The following is a 22,312-nucleotide window of genomic DNA, read 5'->3' on the forward strand; positions in this document are numbered from 1 at the left end:
ACCGAGGAGACAGTATGAGCAACCCTCCGTCCGGCCCCTCTTACGCGAGGGACCTCGCGCAGATCGAACGGGCCAACGCCACCGGCCGCGTTCCCGTCGTGTTCATCCACGGCCTGTGGCTGCTGCCCACCAGCTGGGACCGCTGGGCCGCCGTCTTCGAGGACGCCGGCTTCGCTCCCGTCCTGGCCGGCTGGCCCGATGATCCCGAGACGGTCGAAGAAGCCAACGCCCACCCGGAGGTGTTCGCAGGCAAGAGCGTCGGGCAGGTCGCCGACCACTTCTGCGACCTGATCGGCAAGCTGGAGCGCAAGCCCGTCGTCGTCGGCCACTCCTTCGGCGGACTGATCACCCAGATCACCGCCGGACGCGGGCTCTCCCAGGCATCCGTCGCCATCGACCCGGCCCCGTTCCGCGGCGTCCTGCCACTGCCGCTCTCATCCTTGCGGGCCGCGAGTGCGGTACTCGGCAACCCCGCCAACTACCACCGGGCCGTACCGCTCACCTACGACCAGTTCCGCTATTCCTTCGCCAACGCCGTGACCGAGGAGGAAGCCCGGGATCTGTACGACACCTTCGCCGTCCCCGCCCCCGGCGAGCCCCTGTTCCAGGCTGCCGCGGCCAACGTCAACCCGTGGACGGAAGCCAAGGTGCACACGGCCGCAGCCGACCGCGGCCCCCTGCTGATCATCTCGGGGGAGAAGGACAACACCGTCCCCTGGGCCATCGCCAACGCCTCGTACAAGAAGCAGGCACAGAACGAGCACGCCGTCACCGAGATCACGGAAATCGCCGGACGCGGTCACTCCCTCACCATCGACCACGGCTGGCGCGAGGTCGCCGAGACCGCGCTCGCCTTCGTCCGGCGGTTCGTCGAGCCCGACGCGTGATCGTCCCCGTTGGGCGCACCGGCCTGCCCGTCACCGAGGGGCCGGCGGCCGGCCGCTCCGTTCGGGTCACGCGTGGAGATTCCGCCATTCGTGCGGCGCCATGCCGTACGTCTGGCGGAACGCGCGGCTGAAGTGGCTCGCGCTGACGAACCCCCACCGGAAGGCGACGGCAGCGATCGTCGGCGGCGCCGAACCGGGGCGGGTGAGTTCGCGGCGGGACTCCTCCAGCCGGCGGTGCCGGATCCACGCGCCGACGGTCGTGCCTTCCTGAGCGAAGAGCCGGTGCACGTAGCGGACCGAGACGTGATGGGCGGCCGCTATCGACGCGGGGCAGAGCCCCGGATCCGTGAGCCGGTCCTCGATGTGGGCACGCACGCCGGCCATCAGTGCGCCTGCCGCGGTGGACCGGGACGCCCGCGGAGTGACCAGGGCCGCCAGCGCTTCGGCGAGGGACCCCGCGATCCGGTCGCCGCTTCCGGGGCGCAGTCTGGTCATCGTCTCGGCCAGGCCGGTCAGCAGGGGGGCGACCACCCGGCCCGCCTCATCGGCCTGGCCGGTCAGGACCTGCTCGTCCGACAAGGGAAGGAACCCACGGGGCGCGCGCAGCAGGTGAAGCCGTCCCCGGTCCCGGAACTCGAGGCCGAAGGCGTGGCCGGGGAGCAGGAAGGCAGCGTCCGCCGGCCCAAGCCGCGTCCTTCGGCTGCTCCGTAGGAGGACGCTGGTGCCCGAGACCTGGACTGCGATGCTGACGAAACCACGGCCGGTGGCCCCCCACACAACGGCCGGCTGAGCGGCGCATCGGGTGAGGCGGGCGTCCGCGTCGAGTGTCACGACACGCAGAGGTCCGTGCTCGCTGACGGTCAACCGGTCCGAGAAGGTTCCGTGGTCCCGGGGCGCCACCGTCGCCGAGCCCACCGCGCCGCCCAGTGCCTCGGACAAGAGGCCGACGTGGTCCGCTCCCGCGGAGCCGGCGGCCCGGAGCACCGTGGTGGTCCGGGCGCCTTCCTCAGGGGGGTGGCGGTCGCACTGCGCAGGGCAGGGGACCCTGTCGGGGATCTGTGTACGTGCTGGTGTCGTCCAGGGCATGCCCGCAGCGTGCCGCGGGCCGGGCCGCCCCCGAATCCTGGAAACCCCCCAGTCCTCCTGCGCCGCGCCCCCTCGGCACTGAGGGCCGGAAGGGGCCGGGCGGACGCGGATCCCGACGTGTGACGAGGTATTTTCGACGTCATGATCATGAAGGGGCGGCGGACGGAGCGCGCCGAGCTGGAGCAACTGGTCGCCGACGCCCGGACCGGCATGAGCGGTGTACTCGTGCTGCGCGGGAACGCCGGGATCGGCAAGACCGCACTGCTGGACCACGCGGTGGCCTGCGCCTCATCGCTGCGCGTGACACGTCTCGCCGGCGCGGAGGCGGAGCAGGAACTCGGCTTCGCAGCCGTCCACCGACTGCTCCTGCCGTTCCTGGACCGGCGCGCAGATCTGCCGGGGCCCCAACTCCTGGCGCTGGAGACGGCCTTGGGTATGACAACCGGTCCCGTCCCCGATCGCTTCCTGGTGGGGCTGGCCGTTCTGACCCTCCTCGCCGGCGCCGCCCGCCGGCAACCGCTGCTGGTGATATGCGACGACGCCCAGTGGATGGACCGCGAATCCCTCGACGTCCTGGCTTTCGTCGGCCGCCGCCTTCACGCCGACGGCATCGCCATGCTGTTCGCACTCCGGGACGAGTCCGGCTCCGCCGCCGTCCTGGCAGGACTGCCGGAACTGTCGATCCCCGGGCTGGGGGACACCGACGCCCGCGCCCTGCTCGCCGAACACCTCGACCCCACGACGGACCTCCTCCTGAGGGACCGGATCATCGCCGAAGCCGCGGGCAACCCCCTCGCGATCCGCGAACTCGCCCTGGGCGCCGGCACCCTCCAGCCGAGCGCCGCCGGCAGGCCGCTTCCGGTCAGCCGCGGCCTGGAGGCCCGGTTCTTGGAGCGCTTCCGGCTGCTTCCGGCACCGGCCCGCCGGGCTGTCCTGATCGCAGCGGCGGACGCCACCGGCGATCGCGACCTCGTACGCCGCGCTGTGCACCACCAGGTACCGTCGACGCCCGACGACATCGACGCCGCCTTCGAGGAGGCCGAACGGGCGGACGTACTGGCCCCCGGCACCGATGCCGCCGGCCTGTCCTTCCGGCACCCCCTCATCCGGTCCGCCGTGTACGGGGGAGCGGGCCGCGCCGATCGTCGCGCCGCCCACGCGGCTCTGGCCGCCGTCACCGACCCGCTCGCCGACCCCGGCAGGCACGCCTGGCACCTGGCCTCGGCCGCCGCCGGCCCCGACGCAGCGGTGGCCGACAGGCTGCACGCCTGCGCCGAACGCGCCAAGGACAACGGCGGCTACCTCGCCCGGGCCGCGTTCCTCCACCGAGCCGCGGAACTCACCGAGGACGCGGCCACGGCCTCCGTCCGCCTGCTGGAGGCCAGCGCGGCAGCCCTCATGGGCGGTGCCCCGCACCGGGCCGAGGAACTCCTCGCGCGTCTGGCCCCCGCTCCCGACCTGCCTGCCGTACGGGCACACGCAGACCGCCTGCGCGGCCTCGTCCGCCTGATGGTGGGGAAGGAGGGCGCCGTAGGACTACTGCACCAGGCGGCACAGGCCCTGTCGTCCTACGACCCGCGAGGCTGTCGGGACGCCCTCCTCGAGGCCGTCGACGCAGCCATGGTCGTCCCCCGGATCGGTCGGGGCACGGGCATGGCCGCCATCGCTCGCACCGCACTGGAGATACGCGGCCGGAGCACCGGAGACCGGCAGGACTCCTTTGATCCGGCCGACCTCCTCCTGGACGGTCACGCCCGGCTCGCGGCGGTCGGCCACACCCAGGCGGCGCCCGTACTCAAGGCTGCGCTCACCGCCATGAGAGCGCCGGGAGCCGAACACGGCGGAGCCGTCCGCTGGAGCCTGCTCGGCATGCTCGCGGCGATCGAGACGTGGGACATCGACGCACTGTCCGAATGCGGACGACGCTACGCCGACGCGGCCCGCTCGCACGGCGCCCTGCGCATGCTCCAGATCGCCGCACATGCCAACGCCACAGCGGAGGTCTTCCGTGGTGACCTGGCGACCGCTCAGCTGCACTTCGCCGAGTTCAAGGACGTCGCCGACGCAACCGGCGCCAACTCCCGCCTCTCCCACCCCACCGACGCCATGCTGCACGGCTGGCGCGGGGACGAGGCGGCCACCCTGGCCGCCGTACGCGCCCAGCAGGAGCTCTACCCCGAACGGCCAGGCGGCGTCCCGGTGCAACTGGTACGGGCCGCCCACGTGGTGCTCAGGCTGGGCCAGGGCCGCTACGCCGAGGCCCAAGCGGCTGCCGTCCCGGCCCTCGACGACCCGCCGGCGCACGGCGGCGGCCTTGTCCTTCCCGGACTCGTCGAGGCAGCTCTTCGCAACCACGACACCGGCACGGCCGAACGAGCCCTGGACCGGCTCACGGAGCGGGCCAAGGCCTGCGGTACACCTTGGGCGCTGGGGCTGCTCGCACGCAGCCGCGCCCTCATGGCCGTCGGCGCCGAGGCGGACGCCCTCTTCCGCGACGCGGTCGCCCACCTCGACCCGACTCCGCTCGGCACGGAGAAGGCCCACACCCGCCTCCTCCACGGGGAGTGGCTCAGGAGGCGCAGGCGCCGTGGCGATGCCCGCGTGCAGCTGCGCGCAGCCCACCAGGCCTTCGCCCGGATGGGGGCGGCCGCGTTCGCCGAACGGGCGCGGCTGGAGCTGCGGGCCACGGGTGAGCATCCCCGGCGGCGCGACGCCCCCGCACCCGCAGGCCTCACGCCCCAGGAGACGCGGATTGCGCGGATGGCTGTGGACGGGGCCACCAACCAGGAGATCGCCACCCACCTGTTCCTCAGCGCGAGCACTGTCGAGTACCACCTCGCCAAGGTCTTCAGGAAGCTCGGCGTTACCTCCCGCAGACACCTCAGGACCGCCCTGCCCGAGTGACCCCTCCCTTCGGTCCCGGCCCCTCCGGCGGGCCGGGACCGACCGCGATCAGGTGCCGCTGTTGGCGATCGACAGGTACCGGCGCACGTTGTCGAACCCGTAGTAGTTGCTCACCCCCGGCAGGAACGGTGGATTGTCATCCACCCGCGGGTCGAGCAGGCGCCGCCAATAGGCGGAGAGCGCACCCCAGGCGTTCTCCAAGGCCACCTGCCAGCCCGGCAGGGGGCGCTGCTCGTAGGTGGCCATCGCCGTGCGGAAGGAGCCCTCGATGTCGTGGAACCTGGCCGCCTCCGACACGAAGTGGATCATCAGCATCAGGGACCGGGCGCTTTCCAAGCGGCCCACACCCGACGGGTTGGCGATCGTCGCCAGCTGCAGAATGGACGCCTGGACGTCGAAGTAGCCCACCTGCATCCGGTCCCGGCCGCGCTGGGCCGCGTTCTCCAGAGACCCGTAGCCGCCGCCGAAGTTCAGCTGGATCGGATCGCGCGAGATGCCGGCGGCCTGGATCTCCTGTCCGTGGGTGTTGCGCATGCGCCAGCGCAGGGTGGTGTCGTTGCTGCCGACCCGGCCGGTGTCGTTGAACTCGTAGGTCCGACCGTCGTGCGTGGTGAAGCCGAGGACGTACATGTTGGCCGGGTTCATCCATAGGTGGATCCGCCGCTCCTGGTTGTGCTCGTTGCGCGCGGTCAGGGTCACCCAGACCAGGCCGACCCCCTCGTGCTGGGTCTGCATCACCTCCGCGGGCCCCGCATGGCCGGCGGCGTCCCGGACGCTCTGCAGGAAGTACGAGTAGCTGTCCCGCAGTCCAATGCCCGGAGGCCCCCACAGGTTCACGTACACACGGCGCGCCTGGAAGGGGGCGGTGTCCGCGTGCGCGGCCCCGACCGGCCCGAGCAAGCCCACCAGGATCGCTCCCAGGGTGGCCAGGGCGGTGCCGACCACCGTCCTCATCCTGGCCCGGCCCGTCGCTCTCTTCATCATTCCTCCTTCTGAACGCAGTTCACTCTTGAGGCATGGGCGGACCGCGTTCTGATGCACATGGAAGGTGTGACCTTAGGGAGGATGCGAGGCACGTGGTCGTCCCGGAGCGACAGGACCAGTTCTGTCGGCGACCGCGTGCCGTTCAGGGCGGAAGAGCTGAACGCCCCAGGCCCGCTGGTGGCGTTCGAAGGACCACGCAGCCAGCGCCTGAGGTCGAGCATCAGGTCGGGCGGGCTGCCCGTGGCCGTGTTGTCCGTTCCGCGCGGTTCGGCCACTGCATTTCATTCTGTCCGCCTCGGCCCAACCTCCACCACGCGGACCGAGCTCCAATCGTTTCCGGAATCGCCGTCACTGTGAGGAGATCCGCGAGCTGCGAAGCGTCTGCGCACCCAGAGCTCGAGCCGCTTGCGCGGCTCGCTCGCGTTGCTGGGCGGCACAGAAGTCCCCGCGGTCCGCGCTGCGGTCGTCGTACACGTACCGGAGCCGATGCTCATCGGGCGCGCGATTCTCAGTGGCGCGGAGCGCTGGACGCCCTCCAGGCGTGCGTCAAAGGCCGCACGTAGCGCCCGTAGTGCACGCCATGCATGTTGATCTTGAGGCCGATTCGCGTCTCGCACGCCGATGACCTGTGGTTTTCCTTAACCTGTTTTGGGCTCTACGTGTTTTGTGACGACGCACCACGTGGAGTGCGTGGCGATTCTGGACCCGGTGAAGAAGGACGCCTGACCTGAGGTTCCTCCGGGCCCCGTCGCCGTACAGGAGCCGCCGTACAGGACCTGAGAAAGGGGTGAGCCCCGGTGCCGTGTGGCGCCGGGGCTCACCCTGTTGTCGGGTCGGGCTCAGCCGAAGGCGAGTTTGTCGCCCCAGCCCGAGGAGATGACCGTCTTCACCGGGGCGTTGGTGTTGGTGGTCGACGGGTGGTAGATCGACACGTGCCCGTCGGACTTGAACCGGGCCCAGATGTCCGGGATCCCGTCGCCGTTGATGTCCGGGATGCCGATCGCCGTGTCGACGTTGGCCTCGGTCCAGCTGGTGCCGAAGGGCTCGTCCCCTGCGACGGCGTTGTTCGCCAGCATCAGGGAGTTGAGGTCGACACCGCCGGCCGCGGCGGGCTTGCCGCGGCGCAGGTACATGTTGCCGTTGTCCAGGTTCCGCCAGAGCAGGTCGGCCACGCCGTCCTTGTTCATGTCGGCCAGGTTGACGATGTCACGGCGCGCCCAGGCGTCCGGGTTCATCTGCGTCGCGGTCTTGAAGGCACCACCGGTGTAGCCGGAGAGCACCCAGAACCCCGCCGCGTCGCGCAGCACCACGTCCGACAGCTTGTCGCCCGTGATGTCGCCGAGGACCTTCATCTGGATCCAGGTGGACGGCGCCGGCGCGTTCGACGGGAGCCGCACCTTCATCCGCTGCTTGACGTCGAAGGAGCCGTAGCCGTCACCCGGGTAGAGCCAGAAGCCGCCGTCCGGGGTGCGGGCGAACAGGTCCGTCGTGCCGTCGCCGGGATAGACGTCCTGGTAGTGGCCGATCAGCGCGGCCTTGTTGCCGAGCGCCGAGGCGGAGTCGTACCAGTGGCCCGGCGGGTTGAGCGTCGTCGTGCCGTCCTTGTTCCGGAGGTACGAGGACGTCAGCGCGGCGTACAGCTCGCCGCCCGGCTGGTCCGTACCGGCGACGGGCGTGCCCGGGTACGTCTTCAGCGCGCCGGCGGCGTCGATGACCAGCAGGTCGGGAGTGCCGTCGCCGCCCGTGTCACCGGGGGCGTCGGCGTTGTTCTTCGGCGGGACGTAGGTGGTGTAGTCCGTCCGCTTGCTCGGGTTGCCGAGGTTGTCGTAGGCGTACACCTGGAGGGTGTTGGGCCCTGCGGTCAGCGGCTTCAGGTCCGGGACCAGGGCGACGCCGTTGGCGTCGGCGTTGACGGGGACCGGGGCGACGCCGCCCCAGGCGTACGTGAACCTCACGGCGCCGGGGGACTCGAAGGTGATCGGACCGGTCTGGCCGAAGCTCACCGTCGCCCAGGTGGCACCGTCAGGGGTGACCGGCAGCCACACGGCACTGTCGACGATGGGCTGGGACGGTCCGCTCGGGTCGACCGTGATCCGGCAGGGCTCGGTCCCCGGCGGGTAGTTCGACGAGGTGGCACCCACCAGGTCCTCGCCCATGGCGTCCCACGAGAAGGTGGTGGTGGCGGTGATGTCCTTCAGCGGCGGATCGGTGACCTTGATGGTCAGCATGGCGGTGCCGCCGCTCGGGGCGATCGTGTAGTAGGTGCCGGTCGGGACCGTCTCGCCCGTCTTCCAGAACCGGAACCGGACCCGCTTCATGTTGTTGTCGGGGTCCTTGGCGGTCACCTTCAGGGTGATGCCGGTCTTGCCGATCGTCACGCCCGCGCCGGGACCCGGAGTGCAGGGACCGCCCGGGGTCGAGGTCCCGCTGGTGGGCTCGGACGGGTTGCGGTTGTAGGTGGCCTCGATGACCGCGGAGGTGGCCTTGAACTTGCGCCAGGTCTGCGTGTCGCCCTCGCTCGTGGCCCGCATGCCCAGGGTCACGGTGGAGTGGCCGTTGGTGGTGGCGTACTGGGCCGCGTCCTTGACGTTGAAGTCCTCGTAGTCGTCCGGGCAGGTCGAGCCCGACCCCGGCCAGCCGTGCGCGAAGGACTTGCGCTGGAGTTCGTCGGACCAGCTCGGCTGCGCGCTCCACGTCGTACCGGACGAGATCGGACCGGTGCGCCAGATCTGGAACTCGCGGTTCGTGCAGGACCAGGAGTGGACGTTGAGCACCTTGAAGGTGGCCGTGCTGATCACGGCGCCCTTGATGTTCTTGTCCCAGTCCATGCGCCAGAACGAGCGGGCGGTGCCGTTGGTCTCGTTCTCGCTGCCGACGCGGGCCTCGGAGGTGCCGGAGTTGAAGTTCGTGCCGTTGAAGAAGCTCGTCGTCGGGTACGGCTTGTAGGCCACGGTCCAGGCGTCCCAGCCGGGGTTCAGCGGCGGGTCGACGAACAGCGGGTAGCGGACGCCCTCGCGGTCGGCCAGTCCGGTGGCGGCGAGGCCGAGCCCCAGGCGGGCGGCGCCGGTGTTCTCGCCGTCCAGGGCGATCGGCAGGGGCGCGGACTTCGCGCCGGGCTCGATGCCGCTGAGGCCGGACAGCTTCAGGACCTGGGCCGGGCTGTCCGTGGCCGTGCGGGTCGGGGTGCCCTCGGGCAGTTCGGGGTCACGGCCGCTGGAGTCCCAGGCGAACGGCGTGGGGATCGAGGCGATCTCCTTGCCGGCCTTGTCCAGGACCTGGACCCGGCTGGCCTTGCGGTCCTGCCGGAAGACGGCGGTGTCCGAGCGCAGCCCGTACGTGACGGTGGCCAGGGCCTTCTGACGGGCCGCCTCGGGGGTCTTGACGATCAGGACCTGGGCCAGACCGCCCTCCTCACGGGCCACGACCAGCAGGTCGACGCCCGGCAGCACCTCGGAGTAGAGGGCGCGGGGGCCGTCGAGCACCGGCTCGGGCAGGGCGCCCGGCCAGGTGTACGCGATGGTGTGACCGCCGCCGAGGTCGAGTTCGGCCAGCACCGTGTCGCCCGGCGTCTCGGCGCGGGCGAACGAGCGGTCGGCGCGGTCCTTCGGGGCGTTGCCGCTCGCGAAGCGGACCGGGGCGGCCGGGTTCACGGGTGCGATGCCGAGGCCCCGGGGAGCCTTGGCGGTTCGCTTCAGGGTGTTGTCGATCGCGGCCCACTCGCCCTTGGCGTTCTTCGCGCGGGTGGGTGCGGCCGTGGTCCGGGTCTTGAACTGCCCGTCGGGCAGCGCCCAGGTCAGCGAGGTGGCGGTGGTGGCCGTGTCGACGAGCACCTGCTTACGGGTGCGCATGGCCTGGGTCATGGCGGTGGCCTCGTCGCGCGGCCCGGTCGAGGCGGGCTTGGCGTCGGTGGCGCGGCCGCCGGCGGTGCTCGGAGACGAGCCGTCGGGCTGCCACCAGGGCAGCAGGGTGGCGGTCAGGGCGGCCAGAACGAGGCCGATGGTCAGGGACAACCGCGTGCGCGTGCGCACGAACGGCATGAGATATCGGGGCGGCGCGGTCACGGCGGTCTACTCCCGTGGGGACCAAGCGGATTGAGGACAGCACAGACAGCCCCGTACGGCAGGCCGCGGGGCAGAAGGCGCGCACACGATCACACATGCGAAGGTTCCCGTCCATGTGTGACGAAGTTGTGAATCCGTTATGCGAATTCGGAAACCGATAGGGCGAGGTGTCAACTTGCTCCGATTGAGGGCTTTTACCGGACCCTATTGACTGTCATCTGCTGAAGTAGCAGGTATGCCTGATGCGCCATCAGCTGAAGGGTCTGATCCGTTTTAACCCGTGACGTAGATCACTTTTCACCGAACTCCCGGCTTCCGACGGATCTTGAACTCTGCGGCGGACATGACAGAGAGTGCGCACGCACGCGCCTGAGCCACCTGAGCCCGGCGTGTGCTCTTTGGTGTTTTCGCACCTCGTCCGTTGTCTGAATTGCCAGGGTGGGAGTCGGCGCGTATGCGTGCTTCAGGTCCGCTGTCACGGCTGGGGCGGGGACGCCCAGCTTTGACAGAGTCACAACGAAGGCGTCGGCGGCGAAGCCGCACGGCGATCGTTCTCTTGTTGTCGTCGGTGCTGACGGTGACCAGCCTGGGCGGCCAGGCGCTGGCCGTGCCCGGCCCCGGGATGAACCGCGAGGAGGAGGTCGCCAAGGTCGAGCTGCCGGACCTTCCGGAGGCCACCGATGTCGCGGGCGACGATGCCGCCGACAAGGCCCTGACCCTGGCGCCGGAGAACCCGGTCGACCCGTACACCCCGACCGCCACCGCGGCCTGGGCGTCCGGAACCGGCAACGCCCCGATCGCGGCGACCGACGCGCCCGGCACCATGAAGGCGGTCCAGGCCGGCTCGACCGTGCTGCCGGTCGCCATCGGCGTTCCCGAGGGCGGAACGGCCGCCGATCTCGCCGGTGAGTGGACCGTGGGCGTGGCCCCGCAGGAGACCTCGCAGACCGCGGGCGTCTCCGGCGTCATCATGAAGCTCACCCCGCCGGCCACCGTCGACCCGACCGCCGAGGTGGCCGTCAGCGTCGACACCACGGGCTTCGCCGACCTCTACGGACCGCAGGCCGCCGACCGCTTCGGTCTGATGGTGCTGCCCGATTGCGTCTACTCCTCCCCGACCACCGGCGACTGCGCCGACGGCGGCGGTACGCAGGCGTTGTCCGGCTCCGACGGGGGTCAGGACGTCAGGAACGGCAAGAAGGACTTCCAGCGGCTCCCCAGCACGGTGGAGACCGTGGCGGCCAAGGACGCGCCGACCCGGTCCACGGCTGCCAAGAACGCCAAGACCCGCAAGATCGTGACGGGTACCGTCCCCGTCTCCACCCTCGTCGGCGAGGGCTTCGTCCCCGCCAAGGCGACGAAGACCTCCTACGCCTCCTACCAGGACGGTGTCCAGCCGGCCGCCAACGCGCCGGCCGGCTCCTCGCTCGGCATGCTCGACACCGGCGCTTCGGCGTCCGGTGACTTCACGGCCTCGCCGCTGCTGTCCTCCGGTTCCTGGTCGTCCGGCTCCTCCTCGGGCGCCTTCACCTACGGCTACCAGGTGCAGGTCCCGGAGACCGCCGGCGGTCTGATGCCGAAGGTCGGCCTGTCGTACTCCTCGCAGTCCGTCGACGGCCGCACCTCGTCCTCCAACAACCAGGCCTCCTGGATCGGAGACGGCTGGGACTACAACGCGGGCTCCATCACGCGTTCGTACGCCAACTGCCGCCAGGACTCCAAGAAGCCCGGGTCCAACAACTCCACGCACCGCACCGCGGACCTGTGCTGGGGCTCGGACAACGCCACCCTCTCGCTCGGCGGCACGACCACCGAGCTCGTGTGGGACGAGACCCAGAGCAAGTGGTTCACCGCCAACGGCGACGGCTCCAAGGTCGAGCGGATCACCAACACCGACCGGGCCAACGGCGCCCGGTTCAACGAGTACTGGGTCGTCACCACCAAGGACGGCATCAAGTACCACTTCGGCATGAACAAGCTGCCCGGCTGGTCCGACAAGGGCACCGCCGACAAGGGCGACGACGACCCGTACACCAACTCGGTCCTGACCGTCCCGGTGTACGGCAACCACTCCGGCGAGGACTGCTACAAGGGTCCGACCACCACGGACTGGACCACCTCCTTCTGCACCCAGGCCTGGCGCTGGAGCCTCGACTACGTCGAGGACGTCCACGGCAACGCCATGTCCCTGTGGTGGCAGAAGGCGGAGCCGAACTACTACGCCCGGAACTTCAACTTCAAGGACCCGGTTCCGTACGACCGCGACGGCTGGCTCGACCACATCGACTACGGCCAGCGCAGCGACAAGATCTTCACGGAGAACGCCCCCGCCCGCATCGGCTTCAAGGTCGAGGAGCGCTGCTACACCGTCGACGGCGTCACCTGCTCCGACACCAACTTCGCGTCCCCGGACCCGCGCAACTACCGGCCCTGGTTCGACACCCCGGCCGACCTGCGCTGCGTGGCCGACAAGAAGTGCTGGAACGCGGGCCCGAGCTTCTGGACCCGCAAGCGCCTCGACAAGATCACGACCTCGGCCCAGCGGCGCACCGACACCACCGCCCGCCAGGTCGTCGACGAGTACAAGCTCGTGCAGAGCTTCGCCGCGAACGGTGACCCGGACAACGCCGACCCGCTGAAGACCGGCCCGAACACCGCCCTGTGGCTGGAGTCCATCCAGCGCACCGGCTACGCCCGCAAGGGCACCACCGACGCGAGCGTGAAGCTCAACACGGTGAAGTTCGAGCCCAACGCCGAGGACATGCCGAACCGGGTCGTGAAGTACAACCCGCACCGGCCCGGCTTCTCCCGGCTGCGCGTCGGACGCGTCGTCAACGAGTACGGCGGCGAGACCATCGTCTCGTACAAGCCGGCCGCCGACGGCTGCGCGACCGGCGACCTGCCCCGGATCGTCGAGCAGTCCGGGGAGACCCGCGCGCAGGCCATCGCCCGGGTGCAGCCGACGCTGAAGGCGAACAACCGGCTCTGCTACCCCGTGTTCTGGAACCCGGACTCCGAGTTCGAGGACATCGACTGGTTCCACAAGTACGTCGTGGACACCGTCGAGGAGCTGCCGAACATCGACGGCAGCTTCCCCACCAGGACCGAGTACCAGTACAAGGCGCCGGCCTGGAAGCTCGCCGAGGCCGAGTTCACCAAGAAGTCCACGCGCACCTACTCGCAGTTCGCCGGCGTCGAGCAGACCACGACCCTCACGGGCCCGGTCGTCGAGAACACCCCGGACGCCCCCGGCCAGCGCTCCAAGGCCGTCACCCGGTTCTTCCGCGGCCTTGGTGACACCGTGTCCGTCAAGGACATCGCCGGTGTCGAGATCGCCAAGGACGAGGAGCCGTTCGCCGGCCGGATCGCGGAGGAGCTCACCTACCTCGACTCCACCAAGACCGACGCCGAGTGGCTGAGCCGCAGCACCACCAAGCCCGCGGCCACCGAACTCGCCAAGCGCAACCGCGACGACGGCCTGACGCCGCTGCGGGCGTGGCGGGTTACGGAGCCGGACGAGATCGCGTACACCCGCTCGTCGGGCACGAACACGGACGACCCGCGCACGCTGCGCACGGTGAAGACGACGACGACGTACGAGTCGACGTACGGGCTTCCGACGCTCGTGGAGTCGCAGGGCGACACCGGGAAGACCGGTGACGAGTCCTGCACCAAGCTGGAGTACCTGCACCAGACCGCCAAGAACCTCATCGGTCTGTCCAAGCAGGTCATGGTCTCGCCGACGGTCTGTGCGAACGCCGACTGGGCCGACCTCGGCTCGCTGACCGGCGCCAACCGCACGGCCTACGACGGCACCACGTACGGGACGGCGCTCGGCGGCTCGACCCGTGGCCTGGCCACCGAGGCGTGGACCCTCAACGGCGCCGGCACGGGCTTCCAGAGCACCGGCACCAAGGCGTTCGACGCCGTCGGCCGGGTGGTCAAGCAGACTCCTGCGGACCAGCTGACCCAGCCGACCCCGAAGTCCTCGACCATCAAGTACGAGCCCATCGGGCCGGCCACTGGACAGGTCTTCAAGGTCACCACGACCAACGTTGCCGGACACAGCCAGATCCAGGAGCTGGAGCCGGGCCGCTCGGTCACGGTGAAGACGACCGACGCCAACGGGCACGTGAGCGAGGCCGTCTACGACCCGCTGGGTCGCCTCGCCGAGGCGTGGGCCCCGGGCCGCACCCCCGGCAGTGGCGTCGCGGACTTCCGGGCGGTCTACTCGATCCCCGAGGAGACGACCGACCCGACCGATCCCAAGCTCAAGATCCGCAAGCCTCCGTTCGTCACCTCCTACTCGCGTGGCTACGAGGACCGGATCGAGACCTCCGTCACCCTCTACGACGGCCTCGGTCGCGAGCGGCAGACGCAGGAGGAGGCCGACAACGAATCCGGCTGGCTGATCACCGACACGCTGTACGACAACTCCGGTGAGGTCTACCAGACCAACAACGCCTACCTGACCCAGGACGCGACACCGGGCGAGCTGTTCAGCCCGCTGTCCGACACGGCCGTCCCCAACATCACGCGCTACACCTACGACGGTCTCGGCCGCGTGCTGCAGGAGACGCCGTACCTCAAGTGGATCGACCCGAACACCAAGGAGTCCTTCTCCAAGGCGTACGAGGACCGGGCCGTCCGCTACGAGTACGGCGAGGACTGGTCGAAGGTCATCCAGCCGCAGGGCGAGTCGTCCTACCGCGTCTGGACCGACGCCACCGGCCGCACCATGCGTGCGGACACGTTCAACCCGGCGGCGCCCGAGCACGTCACGCCGACGGGCACCGAGCGCTACACGTCGACGAGCTACGAGTACGACGCGCGCGGCCAGGTGAAGAAGGCGACCGCCTCGGCGGACCCGACCCACCCGTGGTCCTGGACGTACAACCACAACGCTCAGGTGGAGACGGCGACCGACCCCGACTCGGGCACGACTCGCACCACCTTCGACACCTTCGGCCGGGTCGAGACGACCACCAACGCCCGTGGCAACACGATCTGGAACGGCTACGACGAGCTGTCGCGACCGAAGGAACTCCGGGAGAACAACGCCACCGGCAAGCTGCTGGCCGCGTTCACGTACGACACGGTCGCGGGCGGCAAGGGCATGCCCGCCACCGCCACCCGCTACACGGATGGCGACGCGTACACGCAGGCGGTCAACGGTTACACGAAGGAGTACCAGCCGACCGCGACGACGCTGACCCTGCCGCAGTCCATCGTCGACACCTGGGGTCTGAAGAAGGACTACAGGTACGAGTACACGTACAACGACCGCGGCATGGTGGACGAGTCCACCGTTCCCGAGGTGGGCAACCTCGGCCAGGAGAAGCTGGTCGTCCGCTACAACGAGGACGGCAAGCCGCTCTCCATCTCCGGCAAGGACTGGTACGGCTCCGAGACCACCTACGACGCGTACGGCCAGGTGCTCCGCTCCACGCTCGGTGCCCAGCCGTACCGTGTGTGGACGCAGAACGCGTTCGACGAGTCCAGTGGTGAGCTCACCGAGCAGTCGGTCTACCGCGAGAGGGGTGGACCCAACGACACCACCGCGGACAAGAGCGTCGTCACCGGCAACCTCGTGTCCAACCGGGCGTACAGCTACGACCCGGCCGGCAACGTCACCTCGATCGAGGAGAAGTCCACGGGGATCGCGGAGCGCCAGTGCTTCGTCTACGACCCGATGGGCCAGCTGAAGTCGGCCTGGACCTCCAAGGACCGGACGAGCTGCGTCAACCCGAGGAACCCGGACGGCTCGCTCAACAAGAACGCGGACGGCACCCTCCGGGTCGCCGCGGGCGCGGACACCTCCGGTTACTGGCAGGAGTACGAGTACGACCTGCTCGGCAACCGCACCAAGCTGACCGAGAACGACCTCACCGGCGACACCACCAAAAACGCGGTCACCACGTACGCGTACGGCAAGAACGCCGCCAAGGATCAGCCGCACACGCTGACCAAGGTGTCGAAGAAGTACAAGACCCCTGCCGGGGACGAGGTGACCGCCGAGGCCACCCGGCTCTACGAACTCACCGGCGAGACCAAGACGATCACCACGGTCGAGAACGGTGACAAGCAGGATCTGACCTGGACCTACGACGGCCAGGTCGACCGGATCACCGGTGCGGGCACCGGCGGCAAGACCCCGTACGTGGGTCTCGGCCAGAAGTGCCTGGACCTCAAGTCGGGCGCAGCCGTGGCCGGCCAGCCGATCCAGCTGTACGCCTGCAACACCTCGGTGGCGCAGAACTTCAAGTTCACACCCACCCCGGGCACGGCGACCGTGCCGCAGACCGACCCCGACAAGGGCACGCTCTCGGTCTACGGCACCTGGTGCCTCCAGCCCGCGGCCAACACGGCCGGCTCCGCGCTCCAGATCCAGAAGTGCAACGGTTCGGCCGCACAGGAGCTGAAGCGCAACGCCGCCGGCCAGCTGATCCACCCCGCCTCCGGCAACCTGTGCGTCGCGGTGCAGGGCGCGGCGAACGTGAACGCGACGCCGATCGTGCTCGTCACCTGTGACGCGGCCCAGGCCGCCCAGCAGTGGCTGCCGCAGAACGACACCCGTCACATCTACGGCCCCGACGGCTCCCGTCTGCTCACCATCAAGGGCAAGCAGGCGACCCTCCACCTGGGCGAGGCCGAGGTGACCGTCCAGCAGGGCGGTGTCCTCGTCAACACCCAGCGGACCTACTCGGTTCCGGGCGGCGCGATCATGCGCTACTCCTACGGCACCGGCAGCGAGATCCTGGTCGCCCAGACCTCGGACCACCAGGGCAGCGCGTACGCGGAGGTCGCCCTCAACGGCGGCCAGTCGGTGCGCATCCGCAAGCAGGACCCCTTCGGCAACGAGCGGGGCACCGCCGGTGCCAACCTCCAGAACCACAAGGGATTCCTGGGTGCGACCCGGGACGACGCCTCCGGCTTCCAGCCGTTGGGTGCCCGACTGTACGACCCGGTGGTCGGACGCTTCCTGTCCGTCGACCCGGTGCTCGACATCAATGACCCACTGCAGGCCAATGGGTACGCGTACGCGCAGAACAACCCCGTCACGTACTCCGACCCGACCGGTCTCGCCATCAGCCTGACCGCCTCGGAGAAGGCCGCGGCCCTCGCCGGCGCGGGTCTGTCGGCGGCGCAGGTCGCCCAGGCGCAGGCGACCATGGGCAAGTCCCTCACCTCGGTGATCCTCTCGATCGCCTGGGAGACGCTGAAGGACTTCATCGGCATCAACGACGCCATGGCCTGCTTCGGCGGTGACATGTGGTCGTGCGGCAGCATCATCCTGGACGCCATTCCATGGACGAAGCTGGGCAAGATCCCGTCGGTCCTGAAGGCGATCAACCGCACCATCGACGCCATTCAGGCCTTCAAGGCGGCCAAGCGGGCCGCGGAGGCGGTCCTGAAGGCGGCCAAGGCCGCCGAGGCGGCCGCGTTGAAGGCCAAGAAGGCGGCCATCGAGAAGGCCAAGAAGGAGGCCGCGCAGAGAGCCAAGAAGAAGGCTGCCGAAGCAGCCAAGAGACGGGCCGACGCGGCGGCCGCCGCGAAGCGGAAGACGGGTAACCCCACCCACAAGCAGGCCCAGGCCAAGTCCGCGCCCAAGTCCTCCTCCCACTCCGGTGGCGGCGGCAAGAGCTCCGGAGGCGGCAAGAGTTCGGCAGGCGGCGGCAAGTCCGGTGGCTCCGGTGGAAGCGCCGGCGGATCCTCCCGGGCCAGTGGCGGATCCAGCGGTGGTGGCGGCTCCGGCAAGGTGCCCAGCTCGCGCGGTGACTCCAATGGCCGGGCGCCGAACGTCGACATCGACCGCGCGCCGGCGAACTGGGACCTGGAGCAGCGTCTCGCGGAAGTCGCGGAGCGCGTCCCGACCTACGCGACGTTGGCCTCCAGTGCGGCAACGAGGACCCGTACGTTTGTCGGTGCCATCAACACCCGCACCGGCGACACCGTGCTCGCCTCCTCCGGCGGCGGATACTGCGCCGAAGGCAATGCGCTGATCGCCTTGGGAGGAAACCTCGACGAGGTCATCTTCACCAACGCGTATCAGATGGCCCGAGACAATCAACGCAAGTGGACGGCTGTGCTGAAGAAGGTGTGCGTAAGATGTCAGGCGGATTATCCCAGCCGCGACAATTTCGTGCCCGGGATTCAGGGCGAACCCGGCGGTCCATGGGGAGATAGGTAAGTGGCAATGAGTCTCGTCGAGATCGAAATCCAGAAGCTCGATTGGGAGCGAATGGAATGTGGTTGCGGTGAGAATGCTGCGCACCTCCCGGGCATGATCAGGGACCTGATCGGCCTCGGCGAGGACCACGACAGTGGCGAAGCGTTCCTCCCCGCACTGCAGGACCATGTGATGACACCTGGCGAGAGCCTCGTGCCGGCGTCGTCCGCCTTCGTCTCGGTGACCATCGCCGCCCTGTTGGGTCCGCTGTCCGAACCCGCGAGGCGCGAGACGCTTGGATCGTTGCTGCGCATCCTCGGACCGGCTGTCGATTCCGGTGACCCCGAGGCGATCGACTGCGTCGCCGCGGCGCGCGAGGGTCTCTGGGTCCTCTACGCGGAGGTGATGCAGGGCGAGTCGCTCGCAGGTGCGGCCTACGCGTTCGAGGCGCTCATGCTGATCGAGGAGGACCTGGACAGGCTCCGTGCGGTGCAGACCGCCGCTGGTGATCGCCTGCCTTGGGACCTGAGGCAGGAAGAGATCTGACGCCTGGCGTTCCCGCCACGCAGAGAGGGGTGAAGCCCCGGCCGTAACGGCCGGGGCTTCACCCTTTTCGTGTTCCCCGTCCTGACCGACCCACCCTCACGCGCGCCCGGCCGGGCAGGGGGCCCGTGACTGAAACGGTCAGCCTCGCCGTGCCGGGACCAAGCGGGGGATCAGGCGGACGTACGTGACCATGCCCAGGACCTCTACGAGGGTTTGGGTGACTACGACCACGGCCGCTACGGCGAGGGTGTCCGGGAGGGCCAGGGCCAGGGGGAGGACCACCAGGGAGTTGCGGGTCGCGCCGGTGAAGACGATCGCGCGGGCGGCGCCCGTGTCGAGGTGGAAGAGGTGGGCCACGGCCTTGCCGGCGAAGGCCATGACCACCAGGAACGCCGCGTAGAAGGGGATCACGGCGGCGACGTCCGGGAGGCTGTCGCCGAGTTCGGGGACCTGTGAGGCGACCACCGTGAGGAGGGTCGCTGCCATCAGGGGGACCATGGTTGTGGTTGCTGCGGCGGATACCTTTTGGCCCGTGTCGCGGCTTGCTGCCCATGTTTGGAGGGCCCAGGCCAGGGTCAGTGGGATGACGATCAGGAAGACGAACGCTTCCAGGAACGGGGCCGGTTCGACGATGTCGGCGAGGCCGGGGCCCATGAAGAGGTAGAGGAAGCCGGGGAGCAGCGCCATCTGCGCCACCAGGAGCAGGGGAGTGGCGGCCAGGAGGCGGCGGCTGGATCCGCCCGCCAGGCCCGAGAAGACGATCACGTAGTCGACGCACGGGCACAGCAGCACGAGCAGGACGCCGAGGCGGACCGCCTGGTCGGACGGGAGGAACGCGAACATCGCCGCGACCACGAGCGGGACGACGACGAAGTTCACGACCAGTACCGCGGCCAGGAAGCGCCCGTCGCGCAGCGAGCGGAACAGCTCGGCCGCCGGCACCTGGAGGAACGTCACGAAGAGGAGCGCCCCGAGGATGGGGTTGATCGAGTGTTCCAGGCCGGGACCGGCTGCCGGGGCCAGCCGGCCCAGGAGACCGCCTACGCCCATCGCCGCCAGGTAGATGGCGACCTGGTGGTCGTCCATCCGCTCGACCAGGCCCTTGGACTCCCGGTGCTCCACGTAGCCCTGCTCCTTCTCGTCGCCGCAGCCCCGGTGGGCGGTCGGCCGCTCTCTCGGCCTCATCGTCGCAGGTGTTCCGTCGATTCAGGCTGGGCTTGATTCAGGATTGGCTGTATTGTCCTCTCATGGACGTGACTCACACCTGCGGCCCCGTGGCCGTCGCCGTCGACGCCGCCGCGCTCGCCCGTGTCGGTACCGCACTCGCCGACGAGAACCGGCGCCGGCTGCTGCTCGCCCTGCTGGACGCGCCCGCCTATCCCTCGGATCTCGCCGAAGCCCTGGGCATGACCCGGGGGAACGTGTCGAACCATCTGTCCTGTCTGCGCGGCTGCGGTCTCGTGCGCACCGTCCCCGTCGGCCGGCGGGTCCGTTACGAACTGGCCGACCCCAAGCTCGCCCACGCCCTGGCCGAACTGGCCTCCCTGGTCCTGCTCGTCGACTCCGAGGGGGACGACTGCGACGAGGAGGGGGAGCTTCGGGGGTGACGCCTGCTGCGCGGCCGATGCCCCCAGTCCGGGACCGGCCCCGGCTTCCACCTCGGCGCCCGCCGCGATATGGCAGGTGCGTGAGCTCCAGGCGGCCGCCGCCTCCGGAGTCCTGCTCCTCGTCTCGCTCTTCCTGGTCGGGCCCTACGACACCGGCGCCACCTGGGCGGCGCTGCTCGTCGGTGCGGCGACCTTCGTCCCCGGTACCCTGCGCGGCCTGCTCAAGGGACGGCTCGGTGTCGGGCTGCTGATGACCGTCGCCGCCGTCGGCGCCGTCGCGCTCGGTGAGTACGGCGAGGCCGCCACCCTGGCCTTCCTCTTCTCCATCGCCGAGGGCCTGGAGGGGTACGCCGTCGCCCGTACCCAGCACGGGCTGCGCGCCCTGCTCGATCTGGTTCCGCCCACCGCCACCGTCCGGCGCGGGGGTACGGAGACCGAGGTGGCGGCCGCCGACCTCAGGGTCGGCGACGTCCTCCTGGTCAGGCCCGGTGAGCGGATCGCCACCGACGGCGTCGTCGCCTCCGGCCGCAGCGCGCTCGACACGTCCGTGGTCACCGGTGAGTCCGTGCCCGTCGAAGCCGGCCCAGGCGCCGATGTGTTCGCCGGCTGCGTCAACGGCTCGGGCGCCCTGGAGATCACCGTCACCGCGACCGCGCGGGACAACTCCCTCGCCCGCCTCGTCCACATCGTCCACGAGGCCCAGGAACGCAAGGGCGCCAGCCAGCGCCTCGCGCAGAAGTTCGCCAAGCCGCTCGTCCCCGGTGTCCTTGTGCTCGCCGCCCTGATCGTGGCCCTGGGCAGTCTCTTCGGTGACCCGGCCGTCTGGATGGAACGCTCGCTCGTCGTCCTCGTCGCCGCCGCCCCGTGCGCCTTCGCGCTGTCCGTGCCCGTCGCGGTCGTCGCCGCCATAGGTACAGCCTCCAGGGCGGGCGTCCTGATCAAGGGCGGTGCCGCGGTGGAGGCCCTGGGCAAGGTGAAGGTCGTCGCCCTCGACAAGACCGGCACCCTCACCCGTAACGAACCCGAGGTCATCGACGTCGTACCCGCCACCGGCACGGACCCCGCACGGGTGCTCGCGGTGGCCGCCGCGCTCGAAGCCCGCAGCGAACACCCGCTCGCCGCCGCGATCCTCGCCGCGGTCGACACGCGGGACCTCGCCCCGGGTGAGGACGTCGAAGCGGTACCCGGCAACGGCCTCACCGGAACCGTCGACGGCGGCAAGGCTCGCCTCGGCAAGCCCGGCTTCGTCGACGCCGGTCCGCTGGCCGACGACGTCCTGCGGCTCCAGGACGCCGGCGCCACCGTCGTCCTGGTCGAGCACGACCGCGTCCTGCTCGGCGCCGTCGCCGTACGCGACGAGATACGCCCCGAGGCCGCCGAAGCCGTCAAGGTCCTGCGCGGCCAGGGCGTCCGGGTCGTCATGCTCACCGGCGACAACGCCCGTACCGCCGCCGCCATCGGCGCCGCCGCCGGTATCGACGACGTACGCGCCGAACTCCTCCCTCAGGACAAGGCCCGTATCGTCACCGAACTCCGGTCCGCCCACGGCCCGGTGGCGATGGTCGGGGACGGCATCAACGACGCCCCCGCCCTGGCCACCGCCGACGCGGGCATCGCGATGGGCGCCATGGGCAGCGATGTCGCCGTCGAGGCCGCCGACATCGCGCTCATGGGCGAGGACCTGCGCCGGCTGCCCGACGCGATCGCCCACACCCGCGCGGCCCGCCGGGTGTTCACCCAGAACCTGCTGATGTCCGGCGGCATACTCGTCGCGCTCGTCCCCCTCGCAGCGACCGGCGTCCTGGGCCTCGCCACCGTGGTCGCCGGCCACGAACTGGCCGAAGTCCTCGTCATCGGCAACGGCATCCGGGCCGGACGCCGCAGGCATCTGCCCGCCCACGCCGCGCTTCGCGAGGCCGGTCGGGCGGTCCCGTCTGTGCGTAGGCCGGTCCAGGTGCCGGTCCCCGTCCCGGTTGCGTTGGCCGCGCCGAACAGCTGTGGCTGCTGCGACTGAACGTCGAATTTCCCTCCCTCGCCCCCCACTTACCAATTTGTAAGTACTTGAGG

10 protein-coding genes are annotated in these 22,312 nt (G+C 70.1%); 6 read left to right on the plus strand and 4 right to left on the minus strand.

Annotated elements, in window-relative coordinates; all coding sequences use genetic code 11:
• The first annotated feature begins 14 nt into the window (after positions 1-14).
• Positions 15-887, plus strand: coding sequence for an alpha/beta hydrolase (locus AB0F56_RS22360; RefSeq protein ID WP_362012398.1), 873 nt, complete (start codon positions 15-17; stop codon positions 885-887).
• Between the two features lie 66 nt (positions 888-953).
• Here AB0F56_RS22360 and AB0F56_RS22365 read toward each other — a convergent pair whose 3' ends face one another.
• Positions 954-1,973 (minus strand): helix-turn-helix domain-containing protein, encoded by a 1,020-nt coding sequence (locus AB0F56_RS22365; protein ID WP_362012401.1) that lies wholly within the window; start codon positions 1,971-1,973, stop codon positions 954-956.
• A 141-nt stretch (positions 1,974-2,114) separates the two neighbouring features.
• Between AB0F56_RS22365 and AB0F56_RS22370 the strand changes: the two genes are divergently transcribed.
• Positions 2,115-4,877 (plus strand): LuxR C-terminal-related transcriptional regulator, encoded by a 2,763-nt coding sequence (locus tag AB0F56_RS22370; RefSeq protein ID WP_362012404.1) that lies wholly within the window; start codon positions 2,115-2,117, stop codon positions 4,875-4,877.
• Between the two features lie 48 nt (positions 4,878-4,925).
• On the opposite strand, the gene AB0F56_RS22375 is transcribed toward AB0F56_RS22370, so the two are convergent.
• Together AB0F56_RS22375 and AB0F56_RS22380 are read right to left on the minus strand one after the other, a co-directional pair.
• The gene (locus tag AB0F56_RS22375; RefSeq protein ID WP_362012406.1) at positions 4,926-5,858 is read right to left on the minus strand and encodes a ribosome-inactivating family protein; all 933 of its coding nucleotides are present in this window, start codon (positions 5,856-5,858) and stop codon (positions 4,926-4,928) included.
• 842 nt (positions 5,859-6,700) lie between these two features.
• Positions 6,701-9,898, minus strand: coding sequence for a hypothetical protein (locus AB0F56_RS22380; RefSeq protein ID WP_362012458.1), 3,198 nt, complete (start codon positions 9,896-9,898; stop codon positions 6,701-6,703).
• 646 nt (positions 9,899-10,544) lie between these two features.
• On the opposite strand from AB0F56_RS22380, the gene AB0F56_RS22385 reads away from it, so the two are divergent.
• Entirely contained in the window at positions 10,545-18,113 is a 7,569-nt protein-coding gene (locus AB0F56_RS22385; protein WP_362012460.1) for a ricin-type beta-trefoil lectin domain protein, read from the plus strand.
• Between the two features lie 6 nt (positions 18,114-18,119).
• Positions 18,120-18,638: a hypothetical protein gene (locus AB0F56_RS22390; RefSeq protein WP_362012409.1), complete on the plus strand. Its 519-nt coding sequence runs from the start codon at positions 18,120-18,122 to the stop codon at positions 18,636-18,638.
• A gap of 138 nt (positions 18,639-18,776) precedes the next feature.
• On the opposite strand, the gene AB0F56_RS22395 is transcribed toward AB0F56_RS22390, so the two are convergent.
• On the minus strand, positions 18,777-19,724 hold the full coding sequence (locus AB0F56_RS22395; protein WP_362012463.1) for a bile acid:sodium symporter: 948 nt from the start codon (positions 19,722-19,724) through the stop codon (positions 18,777-18,779).
• Positions 19,725-19,885: 161 nt separating this feature from the next.
• Here AB0F56_RS22395 and AB0F56_RS22400 point away from each other — a divergent pair, with 161 nt between their 5' ends.
• Together AB0F56_RS22400 and AB0F56_RS22405 are read left to right on the plus strand one after the other, a co-directional pair.
• Positions 19,886-20,245 carry a helix-turn-helix domain-containing protein gene (locus tag AB0F56_RS22400; protein WP_362012412.1) on the plus strand — a complete coding sequence of 120 codons (360 nt, stop codon included), beginning with the start codon at positions 19,886-19,888 and terminating at the stop codon, positions 20,243-20,245.
• A gap of 76 nt (positions 20,246-20,321) precedes the next feature.
• The gene (locus AB0F56_RS22405) at positions 20,322-22,259 is read left to right on the plus strand and encodes a cation-translocating P-type ATPase (RefSeq protein WP_362012414.1); all 1,938 of its coding nucleotides are present in this window, start codon (positions 20,322-20,324) and stop codon (positions 22,257-22,259) included.
• Positions 22,260-22,312 lie beyond the last annotated feature (53 nt).

The sequence above is a fragment of the Streptomyces sp. NPDC026092 genome, assembly GCF_040638605.1.
Lineage (GTDB): Bacteria > Actinomycetota > Actinomycetes > Streptomycetales > Streptomycetaceae > Streptomyces.